The sequence below is a fragment of the Kitasatospora sp. NPDC041988 genome, from assembly GCF_055588525.1.
Window position 1 is genome coordinate 171,296 of record NZ_JBVJCO010000006.1, and the last position, 13,886, is coordinate 185,181.

The 13,886-nt window shown below is 73.9% G+C and carries 15 protein-coding genes; 6 read left to right on the plus strand and 9 right to left on the minus strand.

Going from position 1 to position 13,886, the window contains the following annotated elements; all coding sequences use genetic code 11:
• The first annotated feature begins 128 nt into the window (after positions 1-128).
• The 3 genes from ACZ6NC_RS09100 to ACZ6NC_RS09110 all read left to right on the plus strand — a co-directional run bounded on the left by ACZ6NC_RS09100 (position 129) and on the right by ACZ6NC_RS09110 (position 2,160).
• Positions 129-1,340, plus strand: coding sequence for a cytochrome P450 (locus ACZ6NC_RS09100; protein ID WP_465730643.1), 1,212 nt, complete (start codon positions 129-131; stop codon positions 1,338-1,340).
• A 213-nt stretch (positions 1,341-1,553) separates the two neighbouring features.
• Positions 1,554-1,706: a hypothetical protein gene (locus tag ACZ6NC_RS09105; RefSeq protein ID WP_465730531.1), complete on the plus strand. Its 153-nt coding sequence runs from the start codon at positions 1,554-1,556 to the stop codon at positions 1,704-1,706.
• Between the two features lie 169 nt (positions 1,707-1,875).
• Positions 1,876-2,160, plus strand: a complete 285-nt coding sequence (locus tag ACZ6NC_RS09110) for a hypothetical protein (RefSeq protein ID WP_331742599.1) — start codon at positions 1,876-1,878, stop codon at positions 2,158-2,160.
• A 163-nt stretch (positions 2,161-2,323) separates the two neighbouring features.
• On the opposite strand, the gene ACZ6NC_RS09115 is transcribed toward ACZ6NC_RS09110, so the two are convergent.
• From ACZ6NC_RS09115 to ACZ6NC_RS09130, 4 genes are all read right to left on the minus strand, one after another.
• Complete coding sequence (locus ACZ6NC_RS09115) at positions 2,324-3,208, minus strand: hypothetical protein (RefSeq protein ID WP_465730533.1); 885 nt, start codon at positions 3,206-3,208, stop codon at positions 2,324-2,326.
• Positions 3,209-3,244: 36 nt separating this feature from the next.
• Positions 3,245-3,529, minus strand: coding sequence for a DUF427 domain-containing protein (locus ACZ6NC_RS09120; protein ID WP_465730535.1), 285 nt, complete (start codon positions 3,527-3,529; stop codon positions 3,245-3,247).
• A 208-nt stretch (positions 3,530-3,737) separates the two neighbouring features.
• Entirely contained in the window at positions 3,738-3,974 is a 237-nt protein-coding gene (locus tag ACZ6NC_RS09125) for a DUF6296 family protein (RefSeq protein ID WP_331741144.1), read from the minus strand.
• Between the two features lie 70 nt (positions 3,975-4,044).
• On the minus strand, positions 4,045-4,281 hold the full coding sequence (locus ACZ6NC_RS09130) for a DUF2277 domain-containing protein (RefSeq protein WP_465730537.1): 237 nt from the start codon (positions 4,279-4,281) through the stop codon (positions 4,045-4,047).
• Between the two features lie 249 nt (positions 4,282-4,530).
• On the opposite strand from ACZ6NC_RS09130, the gene ACZ6NC_RS09135 reads away from it, so the two are divergent.
• Positions 4,531-5,853, plus strand: a complete 1,323-nt coding sequence (locus ACZ6NC_RS09135; protein WP_465730539.1) for an MFS transporter — start codon at positions 4,531-4,533, stop codon at positions 5,851-5,853.
• Between the two features lie 40 nt (positions 5,854-5,893).
• Here ACZ6NC_RS09135 and ACZ6NC_RS09140 read toward each other — a convergent pair whose 3' ends face one another.
• The 3 genes from ACZ6NC_RS09140 to ACZ6NC_RS09150 all read right to left on the minus strand — a co-directional run bounded on the left by ACZ6NC_RS09140 (position 5,894) and on the right by ACZ6NC_RS09150 (position 8,751).
• On the minus strand, positions 5,894-6,436 hold the full coding sequence (locus tag ACZ6NC_RS09140) for a gamma carbonic anhydrase family protein (RefSeq protein WP_465730541.1): 543 nt from the start codon (positions 6,434-6,436) through the stop codon (positions 5,894-5,896).
• 92 nt (positions 6,437-6,528) lie between these two features.
• Complete coding sequence (locus ACZ6NC_RS09145; protein WP_465730543.1) at positions 6,529-7,941, minus strand: serine hydrolase domain-containing protein; 1,413 nt, start codon at positions 7,939-7,941, stop codon at positions 6,529-6,531.
• A gap of 243 nt (positions 7,942-8,184) precedes the next feature.
• Positions 8,185-8,751, minus strand: coding sequence for a DJ-1/PfpI family protein (locus ACZ6NC_RS09150; RefSeq protein ID WP_465730545.1), 567 nt, complete (start codon positions 8,749-8,751; stop codon positions 8,185-8,187).
• Between the two features lie 262 nt (positions 8,752-9,013).
• On the opposite strand from ACZ6NC_RS09150, the gene ACZ6NC_RS09155 reads away from it, so the two are divergent.
• The gene (locus tag ACZ6NC_RS09155) at positions 9,014-9,559 is read left to right on the plus strand and encodes an RBBP9/YdeN family alpha/beta hydrolase (RefSeq protein WP_465730547.1); all 546 of its coding nucleotides are present in this window, start codon (positions 9,014-9,016) and stop codon (positions 9,557-9,559) included.
• Positions 9,560-9,573: 14 nt separating this feature from the next.
• Here the strand turns inward: ACZ6NC_RS09155 and ACZ6NC_RS09160 are convergent, their stop codons facing one another.
• A complete protein-coding gene (locus ACZ6NC_RS09160; RefSeq protein ID WP_465730549.1) occupies positions 9,574-9,873 on the minus strand; it encodes a hypothetical protein in 300 nt (99 codons plus the stop codon).
• A gap of 254 nt (positions 9,874-10,127) precedes the next feature.
• Here ACZ6NC_RS09160 and ACZ6NC_RS09165 point away from each other — a divergent pair, with 254 nt between their 5' ends.
• Positions 10,128-11,411, plus strand: coding sequence for a glycerophosphodiester phosphodiesterase (locus ACZ6NC_RS09165; protein WP_465730551.1), 1,284 nt, complete (start codon positions 10,128-10,130; stop codon positions 11,409-11,411).
• A 76-nt stretch (positions 11,412-11,487) separates the two neighbouring features.
• Here the strand turns inward: ACZ6NC_RS09165 and ACZ6NC_RS09170 are convergent, their stop codons facing one another.
• Positions 11,488-13,830: a transglycosylase domain-containing protein gene (locus tag ACZ6NC_RS09170; RefSeq protein WP_465730553.1), complete on the minus strand. Its 2,343-nt coding sequence runs from the start codon at positions 13,828-13,830 to the stop codon at positions 11,488-11,490.
• Positions 13,831-13,886: the final 56 nt, after the last annotated feature.

Sequence of the window (13,886 nt, forward strand, 5' to 3'; positions counted from 1 at the left end):
CGCCCGCCCGCCGGCCCGCTCCGCCGACTGCCGGACGCCGGCCACCGGGAACCGGTTGCCTGCCGGCACCGGCGGCCCTCAGCTACCACCTGCCACCTGCCACGCAAGGAGATCCCACCTTGACGAGCATGCCCACCGCCCCTGCCTCCGCCCCGCTGCTGCCCGCCCCCCACGACAGCCGCTGCCCGTTCAGCCCGCCGCCCGTCTACACCGAGGCCGCCCGCACGGGCTCCGTCACCCGCGCCGAACTGCTGGACGGCTCCTCCTGCTGGCTGGTGACCGGCTACCGCGAGGTGCGCACGGTGCTCTCCGACCACCGGTTCAGCGCCGACGTCCGCCGGCCGGAGTTCCCCAGCCTCGTCCCCGGCCGGCGCGAGCTCGCCGCCGCCAACCCCAGCTTCCTCCGCCTCGACGACCCCGAGCACGCCCGGCTTCGCCGCATGGTCACCGGGGACTTCCTGGTCAAGCGGGTGGAGGCAATGCGCCCCGGCATCCAGCAGATCGTCGACGAGGCCCTCGACCGGATGACCGAGGACGACGGTCCGGCGGACCTCGTCGCCCGCTTCGCCCTGCCGGTGCCCTCACTGGTGATCTGCCTGCTGCTCGGCGTCCCCTACGAGGACCGGCAGGTGTTCCAGGAGCTCAGCCGGGTGCTGATCAGCACCACCACCGGCCGGGACGAGGTCGCCCGGGCCCAGGACGAGATGCTGGACTACCTCGGCGGCCTCGCCGCGCAGAAGCGGCACCGGCCCGGCGACGACATCCTCAGCCGGCTGGTCGCCCGCGACGACCTCTCGCTCCGGGAGATCGCCTCGACCGGCCTGCTGCTGCTGTTCGCCGGGCACGAGACCACCGCCAACATGATCGCGCTCTCCACGCTCCTGCTGCTCCGCGACCCCGGGCAGGCGGCCCGGCTGGCCGACCCGGCGGCCGTCCCCGGGGCCGTGGAGGAGCTGCTGCGCCACCTCACCATCGTCCACACCGGCCTGCCGCGGCTCGCCGTGGAGGACGTCGAGCTGGGCGGCACCCTGATCCGGGCCGGTGAGGGGGTGATCGCGATGCTCTCCACCGCCAACCAGGACGAGGAGCTGTTCGGCACCCCGGGCACCCGGCCCGTGGACGAACTGGACGTGGACCGGGACGCCCGGCGCCATCTCGCCTTCGGCTTCGGCGTGCACCAGTGCCTGGGCCAGCCGCTGGCCCGGGCCGAGCTGCAGATCGCGCTCGCCACGCTGTTCCGCCGGCTGCCCGGCCTGCGGCTCGCGGCCCCGGAGGACGAGCCGGCCTTCCGCTCGAACGCGCTCATCCACGGTCTGCGGGAGCTGCCGGTCACCTGGTGAGACGGGGCGCGGGGTCGACCGCGCGGGGCCGACGGCGTGCGGAGGCGGTGGGCCGGGCGAATGTCCGGAACCGGTTGGCCCCGGGGCGGGCTCGGGGGCAGGCTGGAAGGGCGAGACAGAGACCCGGTCCGGCGCCCGCCCGGCGCCACCCGCACCACGGCGCACCCGGCGTGCCCGGTCCGGCCGAGGAGACGGAGCCCGACGATGACCGACATGAGCGCACGGTCCGAGGTGAGCGTCGACCGCGAGGAGGACGTCCGCGCCGCCGACCCCGAGGAGGGCATCACCTCGATGCAGAACCTGCACGCGCAGGACACCTCGCAGGCGGAGGGCGAGCCCCTGGACGAACCCGAGGCACGCAGCTGACCGTCCGCGACGAACGAGTTTCCACGAGGCCGCCCGGTGCACGGGCGGTCTCCGCGACCGCGGGTGTCGCTGCCGCATCGGCGGCGGACCGGCGGGGGAGGATGGGCGCATGAGCGAGCAGCAGCAGGGCGCAGCAGCGGCGCAGGGCGGGCCGCCCGGGGATCCGCGGATGTCTTGGGCCACCTGGACCACCCAGTCGATCATCAGCGGGCCCGGCGGGGTCACCACCGCGGAGGTCGGCCCGATCTCCGGCGACCTCACCGTGCACACCACGTGGGTGGACGGCGAGGCCCGCCTGACCGTTCAGTACACCGGCGCGCTGGACTGGTACACCGTCTCCGGCAGCCCCGTGCCGGCGGCGGACGAGATCACCGCCCGGGCGATCCACCAGGCCATGGTGAACGCCGTCAAGGCCGGTCGCGGGGCCGCCGCCCCGCAGGCGCCGGGCATCTGACCCGGCGTACTTCCGGGCCCCGGCCCGGCCGGGTCGGCCGACGCCCTGGCCCGGCCTGGGCTGCCACCGGGGTCGGCCGGGCTGCCCGGGCCTCTTCCCTGGCTTCGGGCAGCCCGGCCGCGGTCGCGGCCGCCGACGGGCGTGGCGCCGCGCCGGGTCTCCCTCAGGGAGCCGTCTCGCCCGGCAGGGCCGGCGCGGCGGCGGACCAGTAGGCGCCGTCGGTGGAGTGGCGGGAGCGCAGGTCCTTGCGGACCTCGCGGGCCACCTTGCGGGTGTCGCGCCGGTTGACGGTGGCGCCGATGCCCGCGCCGACCAGCAACGGGATGAGTGAGGGCAGACGGCGCAGCGTACTGCGGGTGAGCCGCTTGCGGACCTGCTGGCGGACCTCCGCGCCGAGCGCCATCGCGGCGAACCCGGCCGGCTTCACCAGCAGCGTCGCATCGATGCCCCGGCGGTTGGCCCAGGCGGCGACGTAGGCGGACGCCCGCTGGGTGACGGTGCCCTGGGCGGGCACGCCGTAGACCTCGTGCAGCTCGGCGATCAGCTTGATCTCGACGGCTGCCACGGCGAGCGTCTCGGCGACGATCTCCACCGGCATCGCGGGCGGCACGGGCAGCATCGCCGCCGCCCCGACGCCGGCGCCGAGCGCGGCGGAGGCGCGACAGGCGCCGGTGATCAGCAGCTCGGCCAGCTTGTCGGCGTCGGCGGCCGTGGGGTGCTGAGCCCGGAGGGTGGCGAGGTTGCGGACCGGGATGCGCGGCGCCGCCTGCATCAGCTGGTCGGCCATGGCCCGGCCACCGTACGCGGCGCCCTTGGCGGCGGTCCGGCTGCCGGCCCCGAGCAGCTTGGCGACCGAGGCGACCAGCTCCGCGCCCCGGCGTCGGCCACGCTCGCCCCCGTACTCGGCGACCTGCTGGGCCGGACCGCCCTCCGCCGGGCCGACGGGGGGCTGTTCCAGCTCCTCGACCAGCTCGGCCAGCTCCTCGGCCACATGCTCCGGGGTCGGCTCCGGCTGCCCGGAGCGTCCCGGCTTCCTGAATATTGCCATGCAGTGCCGGTACCCGGTGGGGCGCGGCGGTACGCGCTATTCGGTGATCTCCACCCCGCGCCAGAAGGCGACCCGGCCGCGGACGTGCGCCGCCTCGGCCTTCGGGTCGGCGTAGTACCAGGCCGCGTCGGGGTTGACCTCCCCGTCGACGTGGAGGGTGTAGTACTCGGCGGTGCCCTTCCAGCCGCAGAGGGTGGTGGTGTCGGACGGCCGCAGGTACTCGGCGCGGACCGACTCGGCCGGGAAGTAGTGGTTGCCCTCGACGACGGTGGTGTCATCGCTCTCGGCGATGACCGTGCCCTGCCAGCGTGCTGTGGTCATGCGGCGATTCTGCCGGACGGCCGCGCGCCGTGGGAGAGGTCCGGCCGATGCCCGGCGGGGCGAGTGCCCTGCCGCGGCCCAGCGGCCGAGTGCGCCGCCGGGGGGCGTTACGGGAGCCGCTGGGCGTGGACCGGCGGACGTGTGCGCGGAGAGGGCGTTGAGGCCGTGCCCTGCCGCAGCCCAGCGGCCGAGTGCGCCGCCGGGGGCGTTACGGAAGTGGCTGGGCGTGGACCGGGAAGTGCGGGGACTGGTGGCCGCCGCTGGCGAGCATCCGGACCTCGCCCGAGTCGCTGATCTCGGCCCGGACGATGCCGCTGGCGTCCTCGTAGACAGGGTGCCCGCCGGGGCCGGTCGCGCTGGTCCGGATGACCACGACGACGTCCTGCGGGGCCTGGGTGCCGGGCGTGCCCGGAAAGGTGAGTGCGTAACGGTCCGCGGGGCTCATCGCCGACCTCCTGTTCCTGCTGGTGGGGGGCCGGCCTCGATGCGGCCGGCCGCTTCCTGTCGCCGCCCGGTCAGGCGGACGCCTGCGCGGTCCGGGTGGGCGCGCCGCGCACCTCCAGCTCGGCCAGCAGCCTGGCGGTCGCCTCGGTGACGGCGTCCACGGCCCGGTCGAAGGCCTCCCGGTTGTGCGCCGCCGGGGCCCGGAACCCGGACACCTTCCGCACGTACTGCAGCGCGGCGGCTCGGTAGTCCTCCTCGGAGGCGTCGGGCGTCACGGGTGGTCTCAGCGTCTTGATACTGCGGCACATGCCCCCAGTTTCGCGCGCGGGGGCCCGGCTGGCGACCCCCGTCCTTAACCGTTCCGACATGGAGACCACTCGGGGTCGTCATCCGATCGGATTAGGATTTCGGACGAACTAATCCCTTTCGCCCCTGCCCTCCTTCGCTCCCTCCCGCTCTCCCGTCCAGCTCTCCCCTCCCGTCTCCCGCCGGCCCGACGACCGTGCCGACGACCGCTCCGCCCTGCCCTCGTGCGGGCGTCACCCCGGAGTCCCGCCTTGCCACTCGCGCTGGTCGCCCTGGCCGTCACCGCGTTCGCCATCGGCACCACCGAATTCGCCGCCATGGGGCTGCTCCCCCAGGTGGCCGACAACCTCCACGTCTCCATACCGCAGGCGGGGTGGCTGATCTCCGCCTACGCCATCGGCGTGGTGATCGGCGCCCCGCTGCTCACCGCGCTCGCCGCCGGACGGCCGCGCAAGGCGGTGCTGGTCGCCCTGGCCGGCCTGTTCGCGACCGGCAACCTGCTCTGCGCGGTCGCACCCGACTTCTGGACGCTGGCCGCGGCCCGGCTGATCACCGGCCTGCCGCACGGGGCGTTCTTCGGCGCCGGGGCGGTCGCGGCCGCCGAGCTGGTCGCCCCGCACCGGCGGGCCCGGGCCGTCGCCGTGATGTTCTCCGGCCTGACCGTCGCCAACATCATCGGAGTGCCGGCGGCCACCCTGCTCGGCCAGCACCTCGGCTGGCGGGCGACCATGCTGGTGGTGGTCGCGATCGCCGCGGCCGGCACGGTCGCCATCGCCCGGCTGGTACCGGAACTGCCCTCCCCCGCGAAGTCCGGGCTCCGGCACGAGCTGAGCGCGTTCCGCAGCGGACAGCTCTGGCTGGCGCTGGCCACGGTGGTGTTCGGCTGTGGCGGGTTCTTCGCCTGCTACAGCTACATCGCCCCGCTGCTCACCGAGGTCTCCGGGTACGCGACCGGCTCGGTGACGCTGGTGCTGGCCCTGTTCGGCGTGGGAATGACGATCGGCAACGTGCTGGGCGGGTTCGCGGCCGACCGTGCGCTGCGGCCGACCGTCTGCGCCGCCTTCCTCCTCTCCGCCGCCACACTGGCGCTCTTCGCGGTGACCGCCCACGCCGCGTGGTCGGCCGCCGTCACGGTGGTGCTGATCGGGCTGTTCGGCTTCGCGATCGTCCCGGCCGTGCAGACCCTGGTGCTGCAGAAGGCGCGCAGCGCACCGACGCTGGCCTCGGCGACGGTGCAGGGCGCGTTCAACCTGGCCAACGCCCAGGGCGCCTACTTCGGCGGCCTCGCCCTGGACGCCGGGCTCGGCTGGACCTCGCCGACGCTGGTCGGCTCGGGGCTGGCCGCCTCGGGAGCGACCATCGCCCTGGTCGCCTGGGCCGCCGACCGCCGGCGCCCGGGGGCTGCGGGGCCCGCGCCGGCCGGGGTGGCCGGGGTGGCAGGAGCGGACGGGGTGGCAGGAGCGGCCGGGCCCAACGAGGTGGCAGGGCCGGACGGGATTGCCAGGCCGGACGACGCGGCTTCGCCGGCCCCGGCCGGGCGGACGGAGCGCACCGGGGCGAGCGTGCCCGCCTGAGCCGGCGGGGCCGGTACGCCGGCTCGCCATGGCCCCCGCGCTACTCGGCCCGGCGCTCGACCGGCACGATCTCCCGGTGACCGTCGGCCAGCAGGCGGTAGCCCTCGCCGTTGAACTTGATCCCGGCCCGCTCCTCCTCCGTCAGCTCACGCCGGACCTTGGCCGGGACGCCGGCCACCAGCGAGCCCGGCGGCACCTGCATGCCCTGCGGCACCACCGCGCCCGCCGCGACCAGCGAACCGGAGCCGATCCGGGCGCCGTTCAGCACCGTGGAGTTCATCCCCACCAGGACGTCGTCCTCGATCGTGCAGCCGTGCAGGACGGCATTGTGCCCGACCGAGATCCGCTCGCCGATGACCAGCGGGAAGCCCAGGTCCGCGTGGAGGGTGCAGTTGTCCTGGATGTTGCTCCCCTCTCCGACCGTGATCGACTCGGCGTCGCCGCGGATCACCGCGCCGTACCAGACGCTCGCCCCGGCGGCGACCGTCACATCGCCCACCACCACCGCGTTCGGCGCGACGAACGCCGACGGGTCGACGGAGGGCACCCGGCCCCCGACTGCGGCGATCAGCGGCTCTGCCATGTCTCGTCCTCCTGTTGACGCCCGGCCATCGTGTGGCGGTCATGATCGCACCCCTGGCCCCGGGCCCGACCGGCGCTCCCCCTCGTTCGAGCTCAGTCGAGCAGCGGGACGGCCGGGCCGGCGGCCGACGGTATGCCGGCCGTGGCGGGCAGGGTGAGCGGCCGGGCGGTGGCCGGCGGGCGGCCGCCGCAGGTGCCGGTGGCGACGAGGGTCTCGAAGGCGGCGTTGGTGGCGGGCAGGTCGGACATGTCGTAGGGGTTGATCGAGGCAGCGAACTGCCGCCTCCCGTCGGCCGCTCCGTACAGCAGAGTGTTGTAGCCCGGGATGCCGCCGCCGTGGCCCCAGAACTCGCCGCACGGCGTCGCCGTCCGCTGGAGCCCCAGGCCGTACTCGGCGGGCCCGCTCTGGGGGGTGGTCCGCTTCATCTCGGCCAGCTCGGCCGGGCCGAGCAGCCGCCCGCCGAGCAGGGCGGAGATGAACCTGGTGAGGTCGGCGGTGGTCGAGATCCCGGCGCCCGCCGCGCCGCCCATGCTCGGGTTGAGCAGGGTGGCGTCCGCCGGGCCGGTGGCGAGCTTGTAGTAACCGTGGGCGTGCGGGCCGGGGACGAAGGGCGAGTTGACCGGCATCGAGGTGCCGGTCAGCCCGAGCGGCCGGATGATCCGGCGCTCCACCTCGTCGGCCCAGCTGCGGCCGGTGAGCCGCTCGATCAGCAGCCCCACGACGATGTAGTTGGTGTTGGAGTAGTGCCACCCCTGCCCGGGGGCGAAGTACGGCGGGTACTTGGCGGCGATGCCGATCAGCTCCTGCGGCGAGTACGAACGCCAGCGGCCGGTGTCGAGCCACTGCTGCAGGGCGGCGGAGTCCTCCTCGAAGGAGAAGACCGGGTCGTCGGTGTAGTTGGCGAGGCCGCTGGTGTGGCCGAGCAGTTGGCGGACGGTGATCCGCCCACCGCCCGGCACCAGGCCGGGCAGGTGGCGCTCGACCAGGTCGTCCAGGCCGAGCCGGTGCTCGGCGACGAGCTGGAGGACCACCGTCGCGACGAAGGTCTTGGTCACGCTGCCGATCCGGAACCGGCCGTCGGCCGAGGCCGGGGCTCCGGTGGCGAGGTCGGCGGTGCCGGCCGCGCCCTTCCAGACGGTGCGGCCGTGCTCGCTGACCCGCCCCAGCGTGGCGGAGGCGCCGCCCGGGCTCACCAGACCGCGCACGGCGGCGTCCAGGGCCGCCCGATCGACGCCCCGGGCGGCATCGGCCGCGGCATCGGCCATGGCGCCAACCGTGGCGTCGGCCGCCGCCGAGCCCGTACCATCCGTCACCGTCAGCCGGTAGGGCGCGGGCGGTGCGCCCTGGGCGGCGGCCACGGGGGCGAGGACGCCCACCAGGCCCGCTCCCGCGAGCACGGCTGCCGCCGCGCGCACGGCCGGCCCGCGCCGTCGCCGTACCCGCCCGCTCTCGGGTGCGCGCTCCCGTGCCCTGCTCCCCGCCTGTTCGTACGCCGCTTCCGCCATGCCGCCGCCCTCCCGCGGATCGAACGGGCGGACTCCCCCGACAGCCGCCCCGGTCCTGACAGCTGACACTCTGACAGTCCGGCACGAAGCGGTCGTCAGCCCCTGGTCCGGAACCTCTCCGCCCCAGGTCTCATCCTTCTCCGGCGTGTCGCTCCACCTCAGGTCGAAGGCGACCCCGAGAGCCCCCGGGGGTGCCCCTCCACCCCGAGGGGGGCGGAGGGGCACCCCGGGAAGCCCGCCACGTCAGGAGAGCGGGGCCTTCACCCGCAACACCTCGACGAACGCCCGGATCCACGCCGGGTGGTCGGGCCAGGCGCGGGCCGAGACGACCACGCCGTCCACGACCGCCTCGCTGTCCACGTACTCCGCGCCGGCAGCCAGCACATCCGGCTCCAGCGCCGGGTAGGCGGCGCTGCGGCGGCCGGAGAGCACCCCGGCGGCGGCGCTGACCAGCGGGCCGTGGCAGATCTGCGCGACCGGCTTGTCGCCCTCGAAGAAGTGCCGGACGATCCGCTGCACGTCCGGGTTGTTCCGCAGGTACTCGGGGGCGCGGCCGCCCGGGATCACCAACGCGACGTAGTCGGCCGGGTCGACGTCCGCGAGGGCGAGGTCGGCGGGCCAGGTGTAGCCGGGCTTCTCGGTGTAGGTGTCGAAGCCGTCCACGAAGTCGTGGACCACGAACTGGAGCCGCTTCTTGGTCGGCGCCGCGATGTCGACCTGATAGCCCTCCTCGCGCAGCCGCTGGTAGGGGTAGAACACCTCCAGCGACTCCGCGGCGTCACCGGTGACGAGCAGGATCTTCGATGTCATCGCCGACATCCCTTCACATGATCGACCGTCAGACATGGTGCGGGCCCGCCCCGGTGGCGATCGGCGCGGGCCGGGAACAACCTCCCGTACCGGCCGCCGCCGACGCAACAGGGCGCACCGGGCGCGCAGCGGCGCGTGAGCGCCCGCGCGCGCTTGTCCCCGGCTGTGCGCGCGGGGGCTCCGCCGCCCACGCCCCCTCGCCACCAGGGCCGTAAACTCCACGATGCCCACGCCACCGCCTTCCCGGAGGGAATCCGCACCGATGTCGGACCACGTCACCTACCTCGTCCTGCCCGGCTACGAGAGCTCGGGGCCCGAGCACTGGCAGACCCGCTGGGAGGAGGCCGACCCGGCGTTCCGGCGCGTCGGGCAGGAGGACTGGGACCACCCGGAGCCGGACGCCTGGGTGGCCAATGTGGACGCCGCGGTCGCCGCGGCGGCGGCCGACGGCCCGGTGGTCCTGGTCGCCCACAGCCTCGGCTGTGCCACGGTGGCCCGCTGGGTGGCCTCGGCGCCGGCCGAGCGGACCGGTGTCGTGCGGGGCGCGCTGCTGGTCGCGCCCGCCGACATCGACAACGCCGACGTGCCCGCGCTGTTCGGCTTCCGCCCGGTGGCGCGGGAGCCGTTCCCGTTCCCGACCCTGGTGGTCAACAGCACCGACGACCCGTGGGTCACCCCGGAGCGCGGCCGCGGCTTCGCCGAGGCGTGGGGCGCCCGCTATGTCGAGGTCGGCGCGTACGGGCACCTCAACTCCGCGTCCGGCCTCGGTGAGTGGCCGGAGGGCCGGAAGCTGCTGGCCGAGCTCTGACCTGTCACGCCGGGTCAGCCCAGGCCGGCCGCGTGCGCGGTGAGGGTGAGCAGCGCAGCGTTGCCCGCCGCGCCGGCCGCGGTGGCGGAGTGGAAGCGGGCGGGCGTGCCGTCGCGAAACGGGTTGAGGGTCAGCGCGAGGAGGAAGCCGGGCATCGTCCAGAGCGCCACCGTCCACTGCCGGTACGCGTTGGCGGGGCTGGTGCCGGCCCGCAGCTCGCGGGCGGCGGCGACGGCGAACGCCAGGTAGAGCGCGAGGTACCCGGCGGCGGGCCAGAGCACGGCGGGGACGCCGAGGACGACGGTGTGCGGCATGGGCCCATCCTGCGCCGGGCGCCCGGCGGCCGCATGAGTACCGGTACTCAGACGGGCAACTGGTGCGCACCCGTGCGACCCCGGCAACGCACGGGCGCGCAGCGGAACTTCTCCCGCAGTTCGCCCGAAGGCCACCCGGCCGCGGGCCGCTGCTCCTAGTCTGCGGGCGACGAGCACCACCGCGACCGGCACCACCGCGGCCACCACCACCCCGGCCACCACCGCCGCGCCACCAGCGCGGGCAAGGAGCACCCATGACGTACCGTCCGCTCGATGGCAGCACCCCGGCAGAGCCCGTGCAGGGCACCGACTCCTCGCGCCGCCGGTTCCTGCGCGCGACCGGCGTCGCCGGCCTGGGCGCGGCCGCGCTGGCCGCCGGCGCCGGGGACGCGTTCGCGGCTCCCGGCTCCGACCAGCCCGGCGCCGACCAGCCCGACGCCTCCGACGAGCGGGCGGCCGCGGCCCGCCCGGCCGGGACCCGCCCGCCGGTGCGCACCGGCACCGGCCTGGACCGGCTACCGCACCCGCTGGTCATCGGCCACCGCGGCGCCCCCGGCTATCGTCCGGAGGAGACCCTCGGCTCGTACGAGCTGGCGCTGGAGCTGGGCGCGGACGTCATCGAGCCGGACCTGGTGCCCACCAAGGACGGCCACCTGGTGATCCGGCACGAGAACAACATCGCCGAGACCACCGATGTCGCCGACCACCCCGAGTTCGCGGACCGCAAGGCCACCAAGTCCATTGACGGCACGCCGCTCACCGGCTGGTTCACCGAGGACTTCACGCTCGCCGAGCTGAAGACGCTGCGGGCCAAGGAGCGCCTGCCGCAGCAGCGCCAGCGCAACACCCTGTACGACGGCCGCTGGCAGATCCTCACCTTCCGCGAGCTGGCCGACTTCGCGCGCAAGCGCGGGCGTGAGCTGGGCCGCGAGGTCTGGCTCTACCCGGAAACCAAGCACCCGAGCTACTTCCGCTCGATCGGCCTGCCCCTGGAGGAGCGGCTCGCGGACGAGCTGCGCCGCACCGGCCTGGCGGGCAAGCGCGGGCGGGCGATCCTGCAGTCCTTCGAGCCGAGCAGCCTGCAGCGGCTGGCGAAGCTGGTCGACAACCCGCGGATCCAGCTGCTGAGCGGGGCGACCAGCCAGCCGTACGACTTCGTGCTCGCCGGTGACAAGCGGACGGTGGCCGACCTGGTGACGCCGGAGGGGCTGCGCTGGATCGCCTCCTTCGCGCACGGCATCGGCCCGACGACGCAGCTGATAGCGCCGGTGGACGCGAGCGGCAAGCTCCAGCCGCCGACCACGCTGGTGCGCGACGCGCACGCGGCCAACCTGCTGCTGCACCCCTACACGGTGCGCAACGAGAACAGCTTCCTGCCGCTGGACTACCGCCGCGGTACCGACCCGAACGCGTACGGCGACGCGATCGGCTGGGCCAAGTACCTCTACGAGCTGGGCGTGGACGGCTTCTTCACCGACCAGACCGACACCTCGATCCTGGCCCGGCAGGACTTCTGGGCCGCCAAGGGCGTCAGCTGAGCCGCCGCTGAGGCCCGTACGTGACGCTGCCCCGGACCGTCGGCCGGTCCGGGGCAGCGTCACGTACGGGCAGGGTTCAGTGGTCGTCGCCCTGGTCGGTCGGCGGGGCGCTGCGGGGCCGCCCGGGCGGGGGCGTCCGGCCGCCGGGCCGCCCCGGCGCGGTCTCGGGCCGACTGCCGCCCGGGTCTGCGGTGCCGCTCGGACCGGTGCCGCTCGGACCTGTGCCACTCGGACCGGTGCCACTCGGACCGGTGCCACTCGGGCTCGTGCTCGGGTCCTTCTTGGGCGGCGGGTCCGGGATGTAGACGGTCTGGAAGTCCTCCTCCGGCATGCCCTTGACCGCCTGGCTCATCGCCATCTCCCAGATCGGTCCGGGGCCGGTGGCGCCGAAGATCTCCTCGTAGTACTTGCCGCCGATCCTGATGTCCTTCATCGGCACGCCCTTGGCAGGGCCGCCGAGCCAGACCGAGGCGGCGAGCTGCGGGGTGTAGCCGCTGAACCAGGCGGCCTTCTTCTCGTCGGCGGTGCCGGTCTTGCCGGCGATCTGCCGGCCGTCGTCCAGCCCGAGGTCGCGCGCGGTGCCCTTCTCGGTCACCCCGAGCAGCACGGTGTTGATGACGTCGGCGGTGGACTGGGAGACCGCCTGGCCGCACTTGACCGGGGTGACGGGCACGTCCCGGCCGTCCACGGTGGTGATCTTGTTGATCGCGACCGGCGTGCAGTAGGTGCCCCGGGCGGCGAAGGTGGCGTAGACGTTCGCCATGACCAGCGGGCTGACCTCCTGGGTGCCGAGGCCCAGCGCGGGCAGCTCCTGGAGCGGGTCGCCGCTGGCCTTGCCGGCGACGCCCAGCTTGTTGGCCATCTGCTTGACCGGGCAGAGGCCGATCTCCTGCTCCATCTGGACGAAGTAGGTGTTGACGGAGAGGGCCATCGCCTGCTTCAGCTGGTACGGGCCGACCTCGCTGGCCGACTCGTTGGGGACGGAGCCCTCCTTCTTGCCCTTCTGCAGGTTCTTCCAGTTGCCCGAGCAGGTGGACATCGTCGGCCAGTCCATCCGGATCGGCGACGGGTACTGCTGGGTCGGCAGCAGCCCGGCCTCCAGTGCGGCGGCGGCCACGATCGGCTTGAAGTTGGAGCCGGGCTGGAAGCCGTTGCCGCCGCCCATCGCGGCGTCCACGTTGTAGTTGACGACGGTCTGGTTCTTGTTCGGGTCCAGGCCGTACGGGCGGGTCTGGGCCATCGCCAGGATCTTGCCGCTGCCCGGTTCGACCATCGTCATCGCCGCCGAGACCGGGTCGGAGACGAACACCTTCTTGGTCACCGCGTTCTGCGCGGCGGCCTGCTTCTGCGGGTCCAGGGTGGTGTAGATGTTGAGACCGCCCTGGTCCCAGAGCTTCTTCCGGTCGGCGGCGTTCTTGCCGAACACCGGGTCCTGCTTGACCACGTGGCGCACGTAGTCGCAGAAGAAGCCCATCCCGGCGTTGGCGGTGATGCAGCCGTTCTGCGGCTCCTTGTACCTCAGGCCCAGCGGGGCCGCCTTCGCCTCCCTGGCCTGGTCCGCGGTGATGTGCTTGTTCTCCACCATCTTGTCGATGACGGTGTCGCGGCGCTTCTGGGCGGCGACCGGGTGCAACTTGGGGTCGTACTGGGTGGGGTTCTGCACCAGCCCGGCGAGCGTGGCCGCCTCGGGGAGGGTCAGATCCTTGGCGTCCTTGCTGAAGTAGCGCTGGGAGGCGGCCTGGATGCCGTACGCCTGGTGGCCGTAGAAGGTGATGTTCAGGTAGTTGGAGAGGATCTGGTCCTTCGTCAGATCCTCTTCGAGCTTGATGGCGTACTTGAGCTCCTGGATCTTGCGGCCCAGGGTCTTGCGCTGGGCCTCCAGGACGGCGGCCTGGTCGTCGCCGGCCTTCTCGACGTTGACGTTCTTGACGTACTGCTGGGTCAGCGTGGAGGCGCCCTGGACGGCGGTGCCGCTCTCGGCGTTCTTGGTGATGGCCCGGAGCACACCCTTGAGGTCGACCGCGCCGTGCTCGTAGAAGCGGGCGTCCTCGATGTCCACCTGCGCCTGGCGTATCAGCGGTGACATCTGATCGGCGGGTATGACCGTGCGGTCGCGCTCGTAGACCTTGGCTATCAGCGCTCCGGTGGCGTCGTAGATCTGCGAAGCCTGGCTCAGCGGCGGGGTCTTGAAGTCGTCCGGGATGCTGTCGAAGCTGTCCGCCGTGCTCTTGGCGGACAGCCCGAGTGCACCCGCCGCCGGCAGGGCCATGCCTGCCAGCAGGACGCCGGCGAGCGTGCTGTAGCCGAGGAACTTCACCGCGTGGCCCACCAGGCCGAGCGGCGTCTCGCGGCGCCGGGGACGCGGGATCCAGGTGTCGCCCTGATCCGGGGAGACGGTGCGGCGGCTCTTCCGTGACATAGCCGGAACACTACGTCCACGAAAACCGCTCGTGGGGCGGGTGTTGGCCAAGGTAT